This is a genomic window from Amycolatopsis methanolica 239, assembly GCF_000739085.1.
Classification (GTDB): domain Bacteria; phylum Actinomycetota; class Actinomycetes; order Mycobacteriales; family Pseudonocardiaceae; genus Amycolatopsis_E; species Amycolatopsis_E methanolica.
In genome coordinates, this window is record NZ_CP009110.1 from 6381526 (window position 1) to 6396809 (window position 15284).

Here is a 15284-nt window from a genome sequence, read left to right on the forward strand (position 1 = left end):
GCGGCCCCCGGCGAGAGTCAGCCTTGCCTAACTCCCCGGGGACCAACGGTAGCGGACCCAGCCGGGCACCGGCTGCGCGCCGAGCTGGGCGTAGAAGGCCGCGGCGCGCTCGTTGCCCTCCTGCATGTCCCACTCGACGCGCCCATCGGTGCGCGACCGCAGCGCGGCGAGCAGTTCGTTGCCCAGCCCGTGGCGGCGGTATTCGGGGCGGACGTACAGGTCGTCCAGCCAGATCCCCGGGCGCCCCTCCCAGGTGGAGAAGTTCCAGGAGCAGAAGGCCATCCCCGCGACTGTGTTGGAGCCGGGCGGTTCCGCGATGAGGACCCACGCCTTGGGCTCCGGACCGAACAGGTGCTTGGTCATCTCGGCGCGGTCGAGGGTGAGCGTGTCGTTGCCCTCGTAGCGGGCGTGCTCCTCGATGAGCGCGCAGATCTCGTCGGCGTCCCTGACCTCGGCTTCTCGTACCGGCATGTGACTCATGCTATGCGGCGATTTCGACCAACCGGACGCCGTGGGTGACCCGGTCGCGCTAACCTCTCCTTGAACCGCGTTCCGCACAGGGGGTAGGGAACAGATGACCGAGGGCAACGGGGGCAGGCAGGCCCAGGCCGAGATCCAGTCGGCGATCAGCAGCACGCGGGGGCCGGCCCAGATCGACTCCATGGTGGGCGCCGGGCTCAGCTTCGTGGGAGGGGCGGGGTACAGCTTCGACCCGGACCAGATCGCGGCGCTGATCCCCAAGTGGAAGGAACTGATCGAGGGGCTGGACGACGACTTCCAGAAGTTGCAGCTCGCCTGGGGCGCGGTCACCGCCCCGTCGCCTGATCAACCCGCCGTCAGGAATGCCGCGATCACGCAGAGTTCGATCGAAGCAGCCATGACTCACAACCGGCAGTTGGTCTCCTACGCGGGCAAGTGGCTCGATGCACTGAAAAAGGCCAACGGCACATACGTGGAGCAAGAACAACACACCGGCGCGGGCCTGTATGTTGATGACGACCAGGACACGAGCGGTCACGGACTGTATTCCTAGGGGTGTGACTTGAACAGCGCGATGCGGTCTCTCGCCACTCTGTCGACCTTCGCCGTTGTGATCGCGGGCGCCGCAGCCTGTTCGGATGAGGGCGACGATCCCATCCTCCCGACGACCGCTCCCGCGTCGACTTCCACATCGTCCGCCGGAAGCTCGAATTCAGCGCCGGCGGTGAGCGAGCCGCTCGACGAAGGCAAGTTCCTCGGCGACCCCTGCAGCAGCTTGACCAGCTCGCAGAAGTCCGACCTGGGGGTCGAGCAGCAGGGGAGGCAAGCGGTCGAGGGTGGCTGCAGCTGGGAGTTCGGGCCGAATTCCGAGTGGATCGTGCAGGTGACCTACATCAGGGTTGCCGGCGGGCTCGCGAACGACTACGACAAGAACGCCACCGGGGCGTACAAGGACGGTTATTTCGAGCCGGCGACGGTGGCTGGTTATCCGGCGGCGTTCAGCAGCCTGGCCGACTTCCGCCCGGCAACCTGCGATCTCAACGTCGGACTTAATTCCGAGGCGATCTTCCACGTGACGGTTCGCGGTGACGCGACGAAGGACAACTGCAAGGCGGCGACGAATGTGGCCGCCCGAGTCATCGACACCATCAAAGCCGGGCGGCAATGATGACTGGAGCGGTACTGGGCTCGACCGCTTCCCTCGAAGGGATGACGGGTCAGCAGATCTACGACAATTTCCACAAGGCCGCGGCGGGCCCTGGCGGTCTCCAGCAGGCACAGCATCACCTGCGCGCGGTGATGAAGAAGTACGAGGTCCGCTCCGAACAGGTGACCTCACTCGCCGGGGCCATGGAGGAGGGCTGGACGGGTGACGCGGCCAACGCTGCTGTCCGTAGCGTCGGCCCCCTGGCGGTCGCCCATTCGGGTGCTGCTGCCGCCATGAAGACGGCCAACGACCTTATCGAGAGCCAGTCCCAGGCCTTCTTCGACACCAAGAACAAGGTTGTCCCGGTGCCGGAGGTTCCGCAGACCCCTCCGGCGCTCAAGGAGATCATCGGCGCCGCGAACGGCGACCTCAGCCAGATGGTCAGGGTGGCGGCGGCGAACGCGGCCGCCAAGCAGAACGTCGAGGCCATGCAGTCCTGGTCGACCACCTCCGGCGACAACGGCGCGAAGATGCCGACCACCTACGGCACCCTCGACGCCGGCGTGCTCGGGGTCACCCAGGGCGCCCAGCCGGGCGGCAGCGTCGACATCCAGAACAAGCCGACCAGTGACGGGCCGCGCTTCGGGGGCGCTGGGGGTGCCTCCCGAGGCGGCGGTGGCGTCACCGGCGGCACCTCGTCCCTGCCGGGGCCCTACCAGGCCCCGGCAGGGCAGATCCCGGCCGACGGGCGCACCGTCGCCTCCGACGCGGCCTACGTGCCGCCCGCGGCGGCGTCCTACAGCCCTCCCCAGCAGGGCGCCGGCACCCCCAGCGCGCATGGCGTCCCCGGCTACGGGAGCACCGTGGGTTATCGCGGCGCAAGCCCCGCAGGTGGGCCAGGCGCCGGAACAGGCCGGGGCGGCCTCGGCTCCGGGCGGGGCTTCGGCGCGGGTGGCGCGGGCCGTGCCGGTGGCTTCGGCGGGGGTGGCGCGGGCCGTGGTTTCGGCCCCGGCGGCGGCAACCCCCTCAGCGAGGGCAAGCGCTTCGGCGCCGGGAACCCCGCCGCGGCCGGTGAGTCGTTCGGCCGCAGCGGCGGCGCGGCCGGGCGGGGTGGCGCCGCCGGCAGTCCGGGCGCCTTGGGCGCCGGCGCGGGCAACCGCGGCAAGGGGGAGGACGACGGCGAGCACCAGCGGAAGTACATCGTGGACGAAGACGAGCACTTCCAGCTCACCGCGGAGGGCGAGAAGGCCGTCGATCCCGTCACGGGCATGACCGTCTCCCCGCCGGTGCTCGGCCAGTAACGCCATGTGGTTCGCCGAACCGGAACGGTTCCAGGTCGACCTCCTCGCGGCCATGGTCGCCAAGGTCACCGGCGCCGAACTGCACCTCGCGCTCGCACCGCAGGCCGTGTGGCGCCCCGACGACGCCGACGTCGCCTTCAGGCGCGCCGCCGACGCGGCCCTCGCCCGCTTCCACGTGCCCACCCGCGACGAGCCTACGTTCGCCGACCTCGCGCACCTGCTCACGACCCCCGCCGAGGCGCGGTTCGGGTGGCTGTCGGACACCACGCGGGGCGTCAACATCTCCACCCTCGTCGCCGCCGACCAGCGGTTCGGGGTCGTCGCCGTGCGGGACGGGCAGGAGATCTCGATCCGGACCTTCCAGCGCGACCGGCTCAGCAAAGTCCTCGCCGACGTCCTCCCCCAGGACGTGCCCAAGTCCCCGGAGCCGTCGCTGACCGTGCTGCGCAGCGAGGTCCGCGGCGCACGCCAGGCCGAGCTGAACGGCACCCGGCCCAGCCGCGCGGTGATGCGCGCCGACTACCTGGCCTCGCTGGAGCCGTACTTCATCGCCGAGCTGCACGCCGAGGTTCGCGACCACACCGGACAGCCCCGGCACCCGCGCTTCCCGCTCAGGGTCTACGACAACGCCGAAGGCCGATGGACCGTCCAGGCGAAACCGCACTACGACGACCAGCTCCTCCACTTCGCTCCCGCTACGGCCACCGACGTGGCCGACCGCCTGGACGAGCTGCGCCGCGAGCTGAACTGAGCGGAAGGGCCACTCGCGACCGCGCGAGAGGCCCGGTCCTGCAGGAGCAGGCGGCGTGGAGGGCCCGGTCAAGGACGGCGGCCCAGGCACGGGTGCGGCTGGGCACGAGCACCCCGCACGAAAGCCCACCCGAGCCGCGCACAACCACAACTCCTAGCCGATCGATCGATCGGTCGCCTAAGCTCCTCCCATGACCTCGGTGGACCTCGAGATCGACGAAGGCGTCGCGCACATCTGGCTCAACCGGCCGGATCGCCTGAACGCCGTCGCGCCGGAACTTGTCGACGATCTGCTCTCCGCCCTGGACCGGACGGCCAATACCAAAGCCGTCGTGCTCGCTGGGCGGGGGCGGGCCTTCTGCGCGGGCCACGACCTGAAGCAGACCCCGCAGGGCGACTCCCGCGCGCGCATCGAACGGCTCCAGGAAGTGACCCGCCGGCTGCGCACCATCCCGCAACCGGTCATCGCCGCCGTGCACGGGTACGCCATCGGCGCCGGGGCGGAGTTCGCGCTCGGCTGTGACCTCGTGCTCGCCGCCGAGGACGCCGTCTTCGCGTTCCCCGAGGCGAGCCTCGGCCTCAGCGTCACCGGCGCCGCGTCCCGCCTCCTCCCCCTCATCGTCGGGCCCCTCAAGGCGAAAGAACTCCTCCTCCTCGGCGAACGCGTCGACGCCCGCACCGCCCACGAACTCGGGCTCGTCAACGCCGTCGTGCCGCACCTGCACGAGACGGCACGCGACTGGGCCCGCCGCATCCCCGCCCACCCGGCCACCACCCTCGCCAAGCGCGCCCTCGACGCGGGTATCGACAGCGCCCTCGAACAGGCCCTCGAGCTCGAGGTCAGCCACGCCCTGATCACCGAGCACCTGCCCGGCAACGCACTCGGCAGCCGCGCATGATCCCCGACGACCTGGTCGCCCTCACGAAACGCGCCGCGCGGAAGTGGCCGGACAAGACCGCGTGGCTCTTCGACGAGACGGGTGCCCGCTTCACCTTCGCCGACATCGACCGCGAAACCGACCGCCTCGCGGGCAGCCTGGCCGCGCTCGGCATCAACCCCGGCGACCGCGTCGCCGTCATGCTGCGCAACGAGCCCGCCTTCCCCCTGCTCTGGCTCGCCCTCGCCAAACGCGGCGCCGTCCTCGTCCCCGTCAACACCAACTACCGCGAACTCGACGGGGCCCACGTCATCCGCCACTCCGGCGCCCGCCTCGCCATCGCCGCGCCGGAGTTCACCGGCCTGCTCACCCGCATCGGCATCACCACCCGCACCCCGGACGACCTGCCCGACGGCACACCGCCCGAGCAGCACCCGGCCGCCGAGACGCCCACCAACATCCAGTACACCTCCGGCACCACCGGCGCCCCCAAGGGCTGCGTCCTGCCGCACCGCTACTGGACCACCCTCGCCCGCAGCCTCGTCGACGACTTCCCCCACCTGACCGACGAAGACACGATCCTCACCGCCCAGCCGTTCCACTACATCGATCCACAGTGGAACGTCGCGGTCGGCCTCGCCGCGGGCGCGACGCTCGTCGTGCTCGACCGCTTCCACCCCAGCACCTTCTGGGCGAAGATCCGCGAGCACGGCGTCACCTGGTTCTACTGCCTCGGCCTCATGCCGACGCTGCTGCTCCGCCAGCCCGAACACCCCGACGACAAACACCACCGCGTCCGCTCGGTCATGGCCTCGGCCATCCCCCGCGACCGGCACACCGAACTCGAAGCCAGGTGGGGCGTGCCCTGGTACGAGGCGTTCGGCATGACCGAAACGGGCGGCGACATCCGCGACCGCCCCGAGGACCACCGGCCCGGCAGCGGCTGCATCGGCCGCCCCATCCGCGAGCGCGAGGTGGTGATCGCCGACGACGACGGCAACCCGCTGCCCCGCGGCCGGACCGGGGAGCTGCTCATCCGCGGCGTCGGCCTCATGCACGGCTACCACGACGCCCCCGAGGCGACCGCCCGCGCCTTCCGCGGCGGCTGGTTCCACACCGGCGACCTGGCCACAATGGACGCCGAGGGCCGGGTCCACTACGTGGGCCGCACGAAGGACATGATCCGCCGCAGTGGCGAGAACATCTCGGCCGACGAGGTCGAGCGCGCCCTCCTGCTGCACCCCGCCGTCGCGCTGGCGGCCGTGATCGCGGTGCCCGACGACCTGCGCGGCGAAGAGGTCAAAGCCTTCATCGTGCCGGCGACGGACACCACCCCGGACGAGCTGGCCGAACACTGTGCGTCCCAGCTGGCCTACTTCAAGGTCCCGCGCTACTGGTCACTCACCGCGGACCTGCCGCGCACCCCGTCGGAACGCATCGCGAAGGGCAAGCTCCCCGCCCTCGACACCCCGACCTACGACCGGGTGGCGGGCACATGGCTCTGACCACCGAGCAACGCGTCCGCCGCGCCGCGGTCAAGCTGTTCGCCGCCAAGGGGTTCCACGGCACCGGCATCCGCGACCTGGCCCAGGCCGCCAGGATCTCCAGCGCGAGCCTCTACCACTACATGGGCACCAAGGAGGACCTGCTCGTCGACATCATGCGGGAGTGCCTGGACCGGCTCCTGCTGGCCGCGCGCCGGGCGCTGGACACCGTCGACGACCCGGCCGACGCGCTGTCCGCCCTGGTCACGCTGCACGTCATGGCCCACGCCGCCCAGCCCGACGAGACCCGCGTGGTGGACAACGAGGTCAGCGCCCTGTCCCGGCCCGCGCGGCGGCGGATCGTGGCGCTGCGGGATGAGTACGAAGCCATCTGGGCAGACACCATCGACAAGGGTGTCTCAGGGGGCGTGTTCGACGCCCCGGAACCGGCCGTGACCAGGCTCGCCCTGCTGGAGATGTGCACCGGCGTCGCCCGGTGGTATTCACCACGTGGTCCACTGCCGCTGGACCGCCTCGCCGCCCGATATGCCCAGCTCGCGCTGCGCATGCTGGGAAGCCCAGCGCTCCCCGGCGAGCAGGGCGCCGAACGGGCCCGGGAGGTCGCCGCCGAGGTGTGGCGCATACGGCCCTAGCTGGGGTCTTGCCGACTCGGCCGGGCTGAGGGACCCTCGAAGGGTGACTGAGCGAACGATCCAACTGGAATTGGATGAGCAGGGTCTCGCACTGGGCCTCCCTGCACCGTCCCACCCTCAGGATCATGTACATGATGTGCCCTACCGCCCCGTCCAGTTCCGTGACGACGACCTGCCCACCGCGCTCGAGCGCTGCGCGCACTGGCTCAGGTCGGCACAGGAGTGGCTGGGCGAGCCGGTGGATGTGGTCTCCATCCACCTCGACTACGACGACCGCGAAGGCGCGCCGTACTACGACCTGAAGCTCCTCTGCAACGAGGAGGACCTGGCCGGGGCGCCGCGCGCACTGCGGGACGCCGCCAACGAATCCTGAGTCAGTTGCCAGATCCCTCGGGGCCGCCTCCGGAAACCTTCCGGGGGCGGCCCTGAGGGTTGTTCTCAACCCAGCGCGCCGCCGATCTTGACGTGCCCCTTCAACAAGTTCCGGGCGATCGTGCGGCGCTGGATCTCGTCCGTGCCCTCGTAGATGCGCAGCAGGCGCAGCTCGCGGTACCACCGCTCGATCGGCAGCTCCCGCGTGTAGCCCATACCACCGTGGATCTGCAGCACCCGGTCGACGATCTCGTTGGCCTTGATGCCGCCGTACAGCTTCGCGATCGACTGCGCGTGGCGGGAGTCCATTCCGGAATCGACCTGCCAGGCCGCGTGCAGCACCAGCCAGCGCAGCGCTTCCAGCTCCACACCGGAGTCCGCGATCATCCACTGGATCGCCTGCCGGGTCGCGATCGGCGCCCCGAACGTCTCACGCGTGTTGGCGTGCTCGATCGCCATCGAAATGAGCCGCTCGCACGACCCGATCGCGCGGGCGGGCAGCAGGTAGCGGCCGCGGCCGATCCATTGCATCGCCAGCGCGAAGCCCTGGCCCTCCTCGCCGAGGATCTGACTCTCCGGCACTCGCACGTTGTCGAACACCAGCGACGCCGGGCCCCACTCGCCCATGGTGTCGATCGGCTCGGACTTCCAGCCCATGTCCCGGTCGACGAGGAAGCAGGTGACGCCGCCGTTAGCGCCTTTCTCCGGGTCGGTGACCGCGAACACCATCACGAAGTCGGCCTCGTTGCCGCCGGTGATGAACGTCTTCTCGCCGTTGATGATCCAGTCCGCGCCGTCCTTGCGGGCCGAGGTGCGGATGTTCTTCGCGTCGGAGCCGGCGCCCGGCTCGGTGATCGCGAAGCACGACTTGCGCTCGCCGGAGATCGTCGGGAGCAGGTAGCGCTCCTTCTGTTCGTCGTTGGCGTGGAACAGGATGTTGTCCGCCGCGCCACCGAAGCGGAAGGGCACGAAGGTGCGGCCGAGCTCGGCCTCCAGCAGCGCGGTCATCACGGCCGACAGGCCCATGCCGCCGTACTCCTCCGGGGTCTGCACGCCCCAGAAGCCGGACTCCTTCGCCTTGAGCTGCAGCGCGGTCAGCTCGTCCGAGGTGAGGCCGGGTTCGCCGCGGCGTTCGCGGCGCAGCACCTCCTGTTCGAGCGGCATCAGCTCACGCTGCACGAACGTGCGCACCCAGTCGCGCACTTCCCGCTCTTCGGTGCTCAAGCTGAAGTCCATCGTCGGCCCTCCTACTAAGCGCTTGCTTACCTGTCAGGCTAGCGCACGCGGCCCGTTCCCGGAATGGAGTTCGGTGAGGAACCCACGCAGCGCGGCCGTGACCCGGTTCGGCCGCTCGACCGGCGGGAGGTGACCGGCGTCCGGCAGGTCGAGCCGCCGCGCTCCGGCGATACCTGCGCTGAGCAGGCCAGACACCTCCTGGATCTCCGGCACGTCGAGGAGGCCGTTGATCACCAGCGTGGGTGCCACCACCTCGCCCAGCCGGCCGGCGGGGCCCGGTTCCAAATGTCGTTCGGTCCGCTGCGGCCCGGTCCAGGTCCGCCGGAAGACGCCGCGGAGCATGAGGACGAGGTCGGACGGTTCCGGCACCAGGAACCGCGCCTGGGCCAGCGCCATCGCCTCGACGTCGGCCTGGTCGGGCTCCCGGGTCCGCGCCGCGTAGGCGCGCAGCCGCTCGGCGGGCACCGCGCTGTGCACCTCGCGGGCGGCGCGAGCACGCATCGACTCCGGCCACTCGTGGCCGGACAGCCCCGAGCAGATCAGCACCAGCCCCCTGACCCGGTCCGGCGCCGCGAGCGCGGCCTCCAGCGCGTACGACCCGCCCATCGAGCAGCCGACCAGGACCGCCCGGTCGACGCCGAGCGCGTCCATCAGCCCGAGGAGGTCCTCGAAGTGGCAGTGGTCGCCGGCCGCATCGGCGGACTCGCCGAAGCCGCGCTGGTCGTAGCGGATCACCCGGTGGGTGCCGGCGAGCCCGTCGAACTGGGCGGCCCACATGCGCCGGTCGGCCGCTCCGGCGTGCACGAAGACCACCGGCGGACCCGAGCCTGCCTCGTCGTAGGCCAGATCGGCCCCGTTGACGTGAACCACGTTCATGGTGGTCAACGTATGGCGCTGATCCGCTGCTCGCGCCCGTGTTCGCGCACCGCGTAGGTTTGGGACGTGATCGAGTGCACGGTGTGGTGGGCGGTTCCGCTGCCGAACGAGCCCCGGTACCTCGACCTGCTGGACGACGTGGAGCGCGGCAGGCACGGCGGCTACCGGAAGGAGATCGACCAGCGGCGGTTCCTCACCGGGCGGGTGCTGGCCAAGACGGTCGCCGCCGAGCTGCTCGGCCGCGCACCCGACGCGGTGTCCTTCGACGCGACCTGCGACGACTGCGGCAAGCCCCACGGCAGGCCGCGGGTGCCGGGGGCCGGGTTCGACCTGTCCATCTCGCACTCCGGTGAGCGGATCGGGGTGGCCGTGACCAGCGGCGTTCCGGTGGGCCTGGACGTCGAGACCGCCACCCGCCGCGCCGAGGACTCGCTGATCGCCTACGCGCTGAACGAGACGGAGGTGGCCGCGCTGGACGGCCTCACCGACGCCGAGCGCGTGGCCGCGTTCTTCCGGTACTGGACCGGCAAGGAGGCGCTGATGAAGGCCACCGGGCGCGGGCTGAAGATCCCGCTGCAGAGCATCACGCTGGCCGGCCCGGGCGAACCACCCCGACTGCTCTCCTCGGCCGACCCGGCATTGGACCCGGCGCGGACGCGCCTGGCCGATCTCGACCCCGGCGCTGGATACCGCGCGGCGATCGCCGTGCTGGCGGACGAGGACCTGAAGGTCACCGAGCGCTGGTGGGCGCCCGCCGGGACGAACTGACCGCCGGCCGGCAACGGCAGGCGACCCGCCTCCCGCAACCCGATCCCCAGCCCAATCGGTTGCCGAGCCGCCGGGTCAAGGCACGCTTTCCCGCCTTGACCCGGCGGCTCGGCAACCGAACACTGAAAGATCGGGTTCGGGAGGTCACAGCTCCAAGCCCATAGCGCGCAGCAGCGTCTGGAACTTCGCGGACGTCTCGTCCAGTTCGGCCTTCGGGTCCGACGCGGGCACGATCCCCCCGCCCGCGTACAACCGCAACCGCGACGCGGACACCTCGGCGCAGCGGATCGACACCGCCCATTCGCCGTCGCCGTTGGCGTCCATCCAGCCGACCGTTCCGGCGTAGTACCCCCGGTCGAACGGCTCCAGCTCGCCGACCAGCTGCCGCGCGTCCTCGGTGGGCGAGCCGCAGATGGCGGGCGTCGGGTGCAGCGCGCCGGCCAGGTGCAGCGCCGTCACGTCCGGGTCGGTCAGCTCGCCCGTCACCATCGTGCTCAGGTGCCACATCGTGGGCGTCGACACGAGCGACGGGGTCCGCGGCACGTGCAGGTCGCGGCAGAACGGCCGCAGCGTCTCCACGATCGCCTCGGTCAGGACCGCGTGCTCGACGTGGTCCTTGCGCGAGGCCGCCAGCCGTTCGGCGTTCTCCCGGTCGGTGACCGGGTCGGCCGAGCGGGGCGCGGACCCGGCATGCGGGTGCGACACGACGCGGCGGCCGCTGCGGGACACCAGCAGCTCCGGCGTCGCGCCGATGAGGGATCGCCCGCCGGGCAGGGCCGCGGCGAACGTGTAGCCGTGCGGGTTGTCCTTGACCAGGTTGTGCAGCACGGCCTTGACCGGCACCTCACCGGAGAACTCCAGGTCGAGGGCGCGCGCGAGCACCACCTTGCGCATACCGCGATCGGACAGGGCCCGGACGGCGCGGGCGACCGCCTCCGCGTGGTCGACCGGTTCGGGCACGGCCCGGACGACGTCCGGACCATCGACGGTCATCCGCGGCAGGTCAGCGGCCGCGGGGTGCGCCGGGGCGGCCACCTGGACCGCCTCGGGCACGACGAGGTGCCCGGGCGTCGCGGTGGTGTCGAAAGGCAGGACACCGACCGCGAGCGACCCCGGGGTCCCGGCCAGAGCGGCCGGGACCGCGTCACCGAGCGCCGGCACGTCGGTGCCGGTGAAGGTCAGGCGGGAGCCGGACCCGAAGATCGTGTGCCGTGAGGTGGCGAAGTAGAAGTCGCCTGGCGTGTACTCCTCGAGCGTCTCCCTGGCATCCACACCCCCATTGTGCTCCCGCTCAGGCGTCGGCGAGCGCAAGTGTCACGGGCGCAACACTTCGCCGCCGACCTGCGGAAACGGTTACTTGAGGGCGTCGATCAATGCCGCGCGCTGGCGCTCGCCGAGTCCGCCGGCCCGCCGGTCCGGGTCGATCCCGGCCTTCTCCAGGAGCGCGGCCACCTTGACGGCGCCGAGCCCGGGAACCGCCTTCAGCAGCTGGGTGACCTTGGTCTTGCCGATCGTCTTGTCGTCCTTGGCCTTCGACAGCACCGTGTCGATGGACTGCTGACCGGACTTGATCGACGCGAGCAGCTCGGAGCGAGCCTTCCGGGCCTCGGCCGCCTTGGCCAGGGCCTCCGCACGCTGCTCCGGGGTCAACGTGGGCAGAGCCAACGTAGTAGTCCTTCCGTGTGTCGGATATCCGCTCTCGCGGCGACGGCTGGCACCCAGCGAGGTGCTTGCTCCTGCAAGCGCTGGCCAGGCCGTCTGGTCCACGCGCCCAGTAAACGCCACCTGGGCTGATGCCGCGACACCGACACGCGAGGAAACCCCCGGTCGGGGCGGGTGCGATCAGTCCTGGCAACCAACGGTGTCTTCCACTTAGAGTGACCGCAACACGTTCAACGCCGAACTTCACCGCGCGGGAGTGCCCATGCTGAGCACGATGCAGGACGGACAGCTTTCCCTTGCCAACCTGCTGCAACACGGAAGCCGGGTGCATGCCACCAGTCAGGTGACGACCTGGACCGACCAGGGGCCCCGCCGCGAGTCGTACGCAGACCTGGGTCGTAATGCTGCGCGACTGGCGAATGCGCTCCGTAGTCTCGGTGTCACCGGCGACCAGCGGGTCGGCACCTTCATGTGGAACAACGCCGAGCACCTGGCGGCCTACTTCGCGATCCCCGCGATGGGCGCCGTGCTGCACACCCTCAACATCCGGCTGTTCCCCGAGCAGCTGACCTTCGTCGCGAACCACGCCGAGGACCACGTCGTGATCGTGGACGGCTCGCTCGTCCCGCTGCTGGCCAAGCAGTTGCCGGAGATGAAAACCGTCCGGCACGTGATCGTGGCCAATGGCGACCCGGCGACGCTCCAGGCGCCAGAGGGCGTCGAGGTGCACTCCTATGATGCGCTGCTGGCCGCCCAGCCGGACACCTTCGACTGGCCCGAGATCGACGAGCGCTCCGCGGCCGCGATGTGCTACACGTCGGGCACGACCGGTGACCCGAAGGGCGTCGTCTACTCGCACCGCTCGATCTGGCTGCACTCGATGCAGGTCTGCATGACCGACAGCATGCAGCTCTCGCCCGCCGACAACGCGCTGGTCATCGTGCCGATGTTCCACGCGATGTCGTGGGGCCTGCCGTACGCGGCGTTCATGGTCGGCGCGTCGCTGGTCATGCCGGACCGGTTCCTGCAGCCGGGCCCGCTCGCGCAGATCCTCGCCTCCGAGAAGCCGACGTTCGCCGGCGCGGTCCCGACGATCTGGCAGGGCCTGCTGCAGCAGCTGGAGGCTCAGCCGCAGGACATCTCGCACCTGCGTGAGGTGGTCGTCGGCGGGTCGGCGTGCCCGCCCGCGCTGATGCACACATTCGAGGAGCGCTACGGCGTGCCGATCCTGCACGCGTGGGGCATGACCGAGACGTCCCCGCTGGGCAGCGTGGCCCGGCCGCCCGCAGGTGCGACCGGCGAGGAGGCCTGGAAGTACCGGTACACGCAGGGCCGCTTCCCGGCGTCGGTGCGGGCGCGGCTCATCGACGACGACGGCAACGAGCAGCCGTGGGACAACGAGAGCGTGGGCGAGCTGGAGGTCGCCGGGCCGTGGATCGCCGGCGCCTACCACGGCGGCGCGGACCCGGACAAGTTCCACGACGGCTGGCTGCGCACCGGTGACGTCGGCAAGATCAGCCCGGACGGCTACCTGACCCTGACCGACCGCGCGAAGGACGTCATCAAGTCCGGTGGCGAGTGGATCTCCTCGGTCGACCTGGAGAACACGGTGATGAGCCACCCCGCGGTCGCCGAGGCCGCGGTGGTCGGCGTGCCGGACGAGAAGTGGGACGAGCGGCCGCTGGTCGCGGTCGTGGTCCGGGAGGGCCACAGCGTGACCGCCGAGGAGCTGCGTGAGTTCCTGGCCGACAAGGTCGCGAAGTGGCAGCTGCCGGAGCACTGGACGTTCATCGACGAGGTGCCCAAGACCAGCGTCGGCAAGTTCGACAAGAAGCGCCTGCGCGCCTTCCACGCGCAGGGCAAGCTGGACGTGACGCACTTCTGACGTTCACCGGGAGGCCACCCGCGTCTGCTTCGATGCGGGTGGCCTTCGCATATCTGGGGGATGTATGGGAATCAGCAGGCGGCACGTGCTGGCAGCCACCGGCGCGGCCGGGCTCGGGCTCGTCGTCGGCGCGCCGTCGGCGCAGGCGATCGACCGGGCGCTACGGGAAAGCAGCCGACGCGCGGTCGGCACGGCCGGCACCACGCTGGAGAGCGTCGCCACCCCGCTGGACGGCGCCGCGGCGTACACGCGACTGACCGGCGGGCCAGGCTGGCCGCTGGTGGTGCGCGAGGACCTGGTGGCGGGCAAGGCGGGCCGGGACGGCCGGCGCACGGCGCTCACCGCGTTCGTCCAATTCACCGACCTGCACATCACCGACTCCGAGTCCCCGGCGCGGTTCGAGTACCTGCACCCGCTGATCGGGTCCGCCCACCGTCCACAGGAGACACTCGGTTCGGTGGCCACGGCCGCACTCGTGGACCGGGTGAACAGCCTGCGATGCGGGCCGTTCACCGGACGGCCGCTGGACTTCGTGATGACCACCGGCGACAACACCGACAACCACGAACACCTCGAACTCGGCTGGTTCCTCGGCGTGCTCAACGGGGGCGAGGTCACCCCGAACTCGGGGGGCCCGTACGCCTACGAGGGCGTGCAGGCCTCCGGCGACCCGCTGTACTGGAACCCGGACCGCCATCTCGACGGCGACTGGTCGGCGTTCCCGGTGCTGCCCGGCATCCTGACCGCGGGCACGCGCACGTTCACCTCGGCGGGACTCGACGTGCCGTGGTACTGCACGTTCGGCAACCACGACGACAGCGTCGTCGGCAGCCTGCCGGACCTGCCCGGGATGGCGCACTGGTACACCGGCCGCTACAAGGTGATCGGCAAGGACTCCGGGACCGCGGAGAAACTGGCGCGGGCCATCCGCACGCCGGGCGCGAGCGTGCCGGTCACCGAGCTGTTCGGCGGCAGCGGCACGATCCGCGAGATCACCCCGGACGAGCGGCGACGGCCGTTCACCACCGCCGAGTTCGTGCAGGCGCACCTCGACCCCGCCAACACCGGGTCCGGCCCGGCAGGCCACGGCTTCACCGGCGCCAACGCCGACGGCGTGGACGTCTACTACACGTTCCGCATCGCCCCGGGCATCACCGGCATCAGCCTGGACACCACGACGCTCGCCGGGTTCGCGGACGGCTCAATCGGGCTCGGGCAGTACCTGTGGGTCGAGCAGACGCTCAAGCGCGGCAGCTCGGTTCACTACGACTTCTGGGGCAACCGGATCACCCGCTCGGTCACCGACGAGCTGTTCATCCTGTTCAGCCACCACACCTCGGACACGATGGGCAACGTCCTGCCCGACGCCCGCCACCCGTTGGAGCCGCGCCTGACCGGGGACGCGTTCGTCGCGCTCCTGCACCGGTTTCCGAACGTGCTGGCGTGGGTCAACGGGCACACGCACGAAAACCGCATCACGCCGCGGCCGGGCGCGACCCCCGCGCAGGGGTTCTGGGAGATCAACACCGCGTCCCACGTCGACTTCCCGCAGCACGCGCGAGTGATCGAGGTGGCGGACAACGCGGACGGCACGTTGTCGCTGTTCACCACCCTGATCGAGGCGCAGGCCCCGTACTCGGCCGACCACGGCGACACCTCGCCGGCCGCGCTGGCGTCGCTGTACCGGGAGCTGTCGTTCAACGACCTGCACGCCGACCCGGCCCGCACTGGCGCGGCGGCCGACCACAACACGGAGTTGTTGCTGGTCCACCCCTTGCGCTAGGAACGGATC

16 protein-coding genes are annotated in these 15284 nt (G+C 70.8%); 11 read left to right on the plus strand and 5 right to left on the minus strand.

All coding sequences use genetic code 11. The annotated features are described in order from the left end of the window. Window positions 1–27 precede the first annotated feature (27 nt). The gene (locus tag AMETH_RS30985; RefSeq protein WP_017985110.1) at window positions 28–471 is read right to left on the minus strand and encodes a GNAT family N-acetyltransferase; all 444 of its coding nucleotides are present in this window, start codon (window positions 469–471) and stop codon (window positions 28–30) included. A gap of 103 nt (window positions 472–574) precedes the next feature. On the opposite strand from AMETH_RS30985, the gene AMETH_RS30990 reads away from it, so the two are divergent. The 8 genes from AMETH_RS30990 (at window position 575) to AMETH_RS31025 (ending at window position 7066) form a co-directional block, all read left to right on the plus strand. Then, entirely contained in the window at window positions 575–1033 is a 459-nt protein-coding gene (locus tag AMETH_RS30990; protein WP_017985111.1) for a hypothetical protein, read from the plus strand. Between the two features lie 9 nt (window positions 1034–1042). After that, complete coding sequence (locus tag AMETH_RS36175) at window positions 1043–1648, plus strand: DUF3558 family protein (protein ID WP_156131751.1); 606 nt, start codon at window positions 1043–1045, stop codon at window positions 1646–1648. 41 nt (window positions 1649–1689) lie between these two features. Then, on the plus strand, window positions 1690–2928 hold the full coding sequence (locus AMETH_RS31000) for a hypothetical protein (protein ID WP_017985113.1): 1239 nt from the start codon (window positions 1690–1692) through the stop codon (window positions 2926–2928). A gap of 4 nt (window positions 2929–2932) precedes the next feature. Beyond that, the gene (locus AMETH_RS31005; RefSeq protein WP_017985114.1) at window positions 2933–3679 is read left to right on the plus strand and encodes an ESX secretion-associated protein EspG; all 747 of its coding nucleotides are present in this window, start codon (window positions 2933–2935) and stop codon (window positions 3677–3679) included. Between the two features lie 190 nt (window positions 3680–3869). After that, window positions 3870–4577, plus strand: coding sequence for an enoyl-CoA hydratase/isomerase family protein (locus tag AMETH_RS31010; protein WP_017985115.1), 708 nt, complete (start codon window positions 3870–3872; stop codon window positions 4575–4577). After that, window positions 4574–6061, plus strand: a complete 1488-nt coding sequence (locus AMETH_RS31015) for an ATP-dependent acyl-CoA ligase (protein ID WP_017985116.1) — start codon at window positions 4574–4576, stop codon at window positions 6059–6061. Before AMETH_RS31010 ends, AMETH_RS31015 begins: the two co-directional genes overlap by 4 nt. Continuing rightward, window positions 6052–6693 (plus strand): TetR/AcrR family transcriptional regulator, encoded by a 642-nt coding sequence (locus AMETH_RS31020; protein ID WP_017985117.1) that lies wholly within the window; start codon window positions 6052–6054, stop codon window positions 6691–6693. Before AMETH_RS31015 ends, AMETH_RS31020 begins: the two co-directional genes overlap by 10 nt. A gap of 43 nt (window positions 6694–6736) precedes the next feature. After that, window positions 6737–7066: a hypothetical protein gene (locus AMETH_RS31025; protein ID WP_026153533.1), complete on the plus strand. Its 330-nt coding sequence runs from the start codon at window positions 6737–6739 to the stop codon at window positions 7064–7066. A 65-nt stretch (window positions 7067–7131) separates the two neighbouring features. On the opposite strand, the gene AMETH_RS31030 is transcribed toward AMETH_RS31025, so the two are convergent. Together AMETH_RS31030 and AMETH_RS31035 are read right to left on the minus strand one after the other, a co-directional pair. Beyond that, window positions 7132–8301, minus strand: coding sequence for an acyl-CoA dehydrogenase family protein (locus AMETH_RS31030; RefSeq protein WP_017985119.1), 1170 nt, complete (start codon window positions 8299–8301; stop codon window positions 7132–7134). Window positions 8302–8334: 33 nt separating this feature from the next. Then, window positions 8335–9177, minus strand: coding sequence for an alpha/beta fold hydrolase (locus AMETH_RS31035; protein ID WP_017985120.1), 843 nt, complete (start codon window positions 9175–9177; stop codon window positions 8335–8337). A 66-nt stretch (window positions 9178–9243) separates the two neighbouring features. Between AMETH_RS31035 and AMETH_RS31040 the strand changes: the two genes are divergently transcribed. Then, the gene (locus tag AMETH_RS31040; protein WP_017985121.1) at window positions 9244–9945 is read left to right on the plus strand and encodes a 4'-phosphopantetheinyl transferase family protein; all 702 of its coding nucleotides are present in this window, start codon (window positions 9244–9246) and stop codon (window positions 9943–9945) included. 144 nt (window positions 9946–10089) lie between these two features. Here AMETH_RS31040 and AMETH_RS31045 read toward each other — a convergent pair whose 3' ends face one another. Both AMETH_RS31045 and mihF read right to left on the minus strand, forming a co-directional pair. Further along, window positions 10090–11217, minus strand: a complete 1128-nt coding sequence (locus AMETH_RS31045) for an isochorismate synthase (protein WP_017985122.1) — start codon at window positions 11215–11217, stop codon at window positions 10090–10092. A gap of 81 nt (window positions 11218–11298) precedes the next feature. Next, window positions 11299–11610: an integration host factor, actinobacterial type gene (gene mihF, locus AMETH_RS31050; protein ID WP_026153534.1), complete on the minus strand. Its 312-nt coding sequence runs from the start codon at window positions 11608–11610 to the stop codon at window positions 11299–11301. Window positions 11611–11869: 259 nt separating this feature from the next. On the opposite strand from mihF, the gene AMETH_RS31055 reads away from it, so the two are divergent. Both AMETH_RS31055 and AMETH_RS31060 read left to right on the plus strand, forming a co-directional pair. Continuing rightward, a complete protein-coding gene (locus tag AMETH_RS31055) occupies window positions 11870–13492 on the plus strand; it encodes a long-chain fatty acid--CoA ligase (protein WP_026153535.1) in 1623 nt (540 codons plus the stop codon). 64 nt (window positions 13493–13556) lie between these two features. Continuing rightward, complete coding sequence (locus AMETH_RS31060; RefSeq protein WP_017985125.1) at window positions 13557–15275, plus strand: TIGR03767 family metallophosphoesterase; 1719 nt, start codon at window positions 13557–13559, stop codon at window positions 15273–15275. Window positions 15276–15284: the final 9 nt, after the last annotated feature.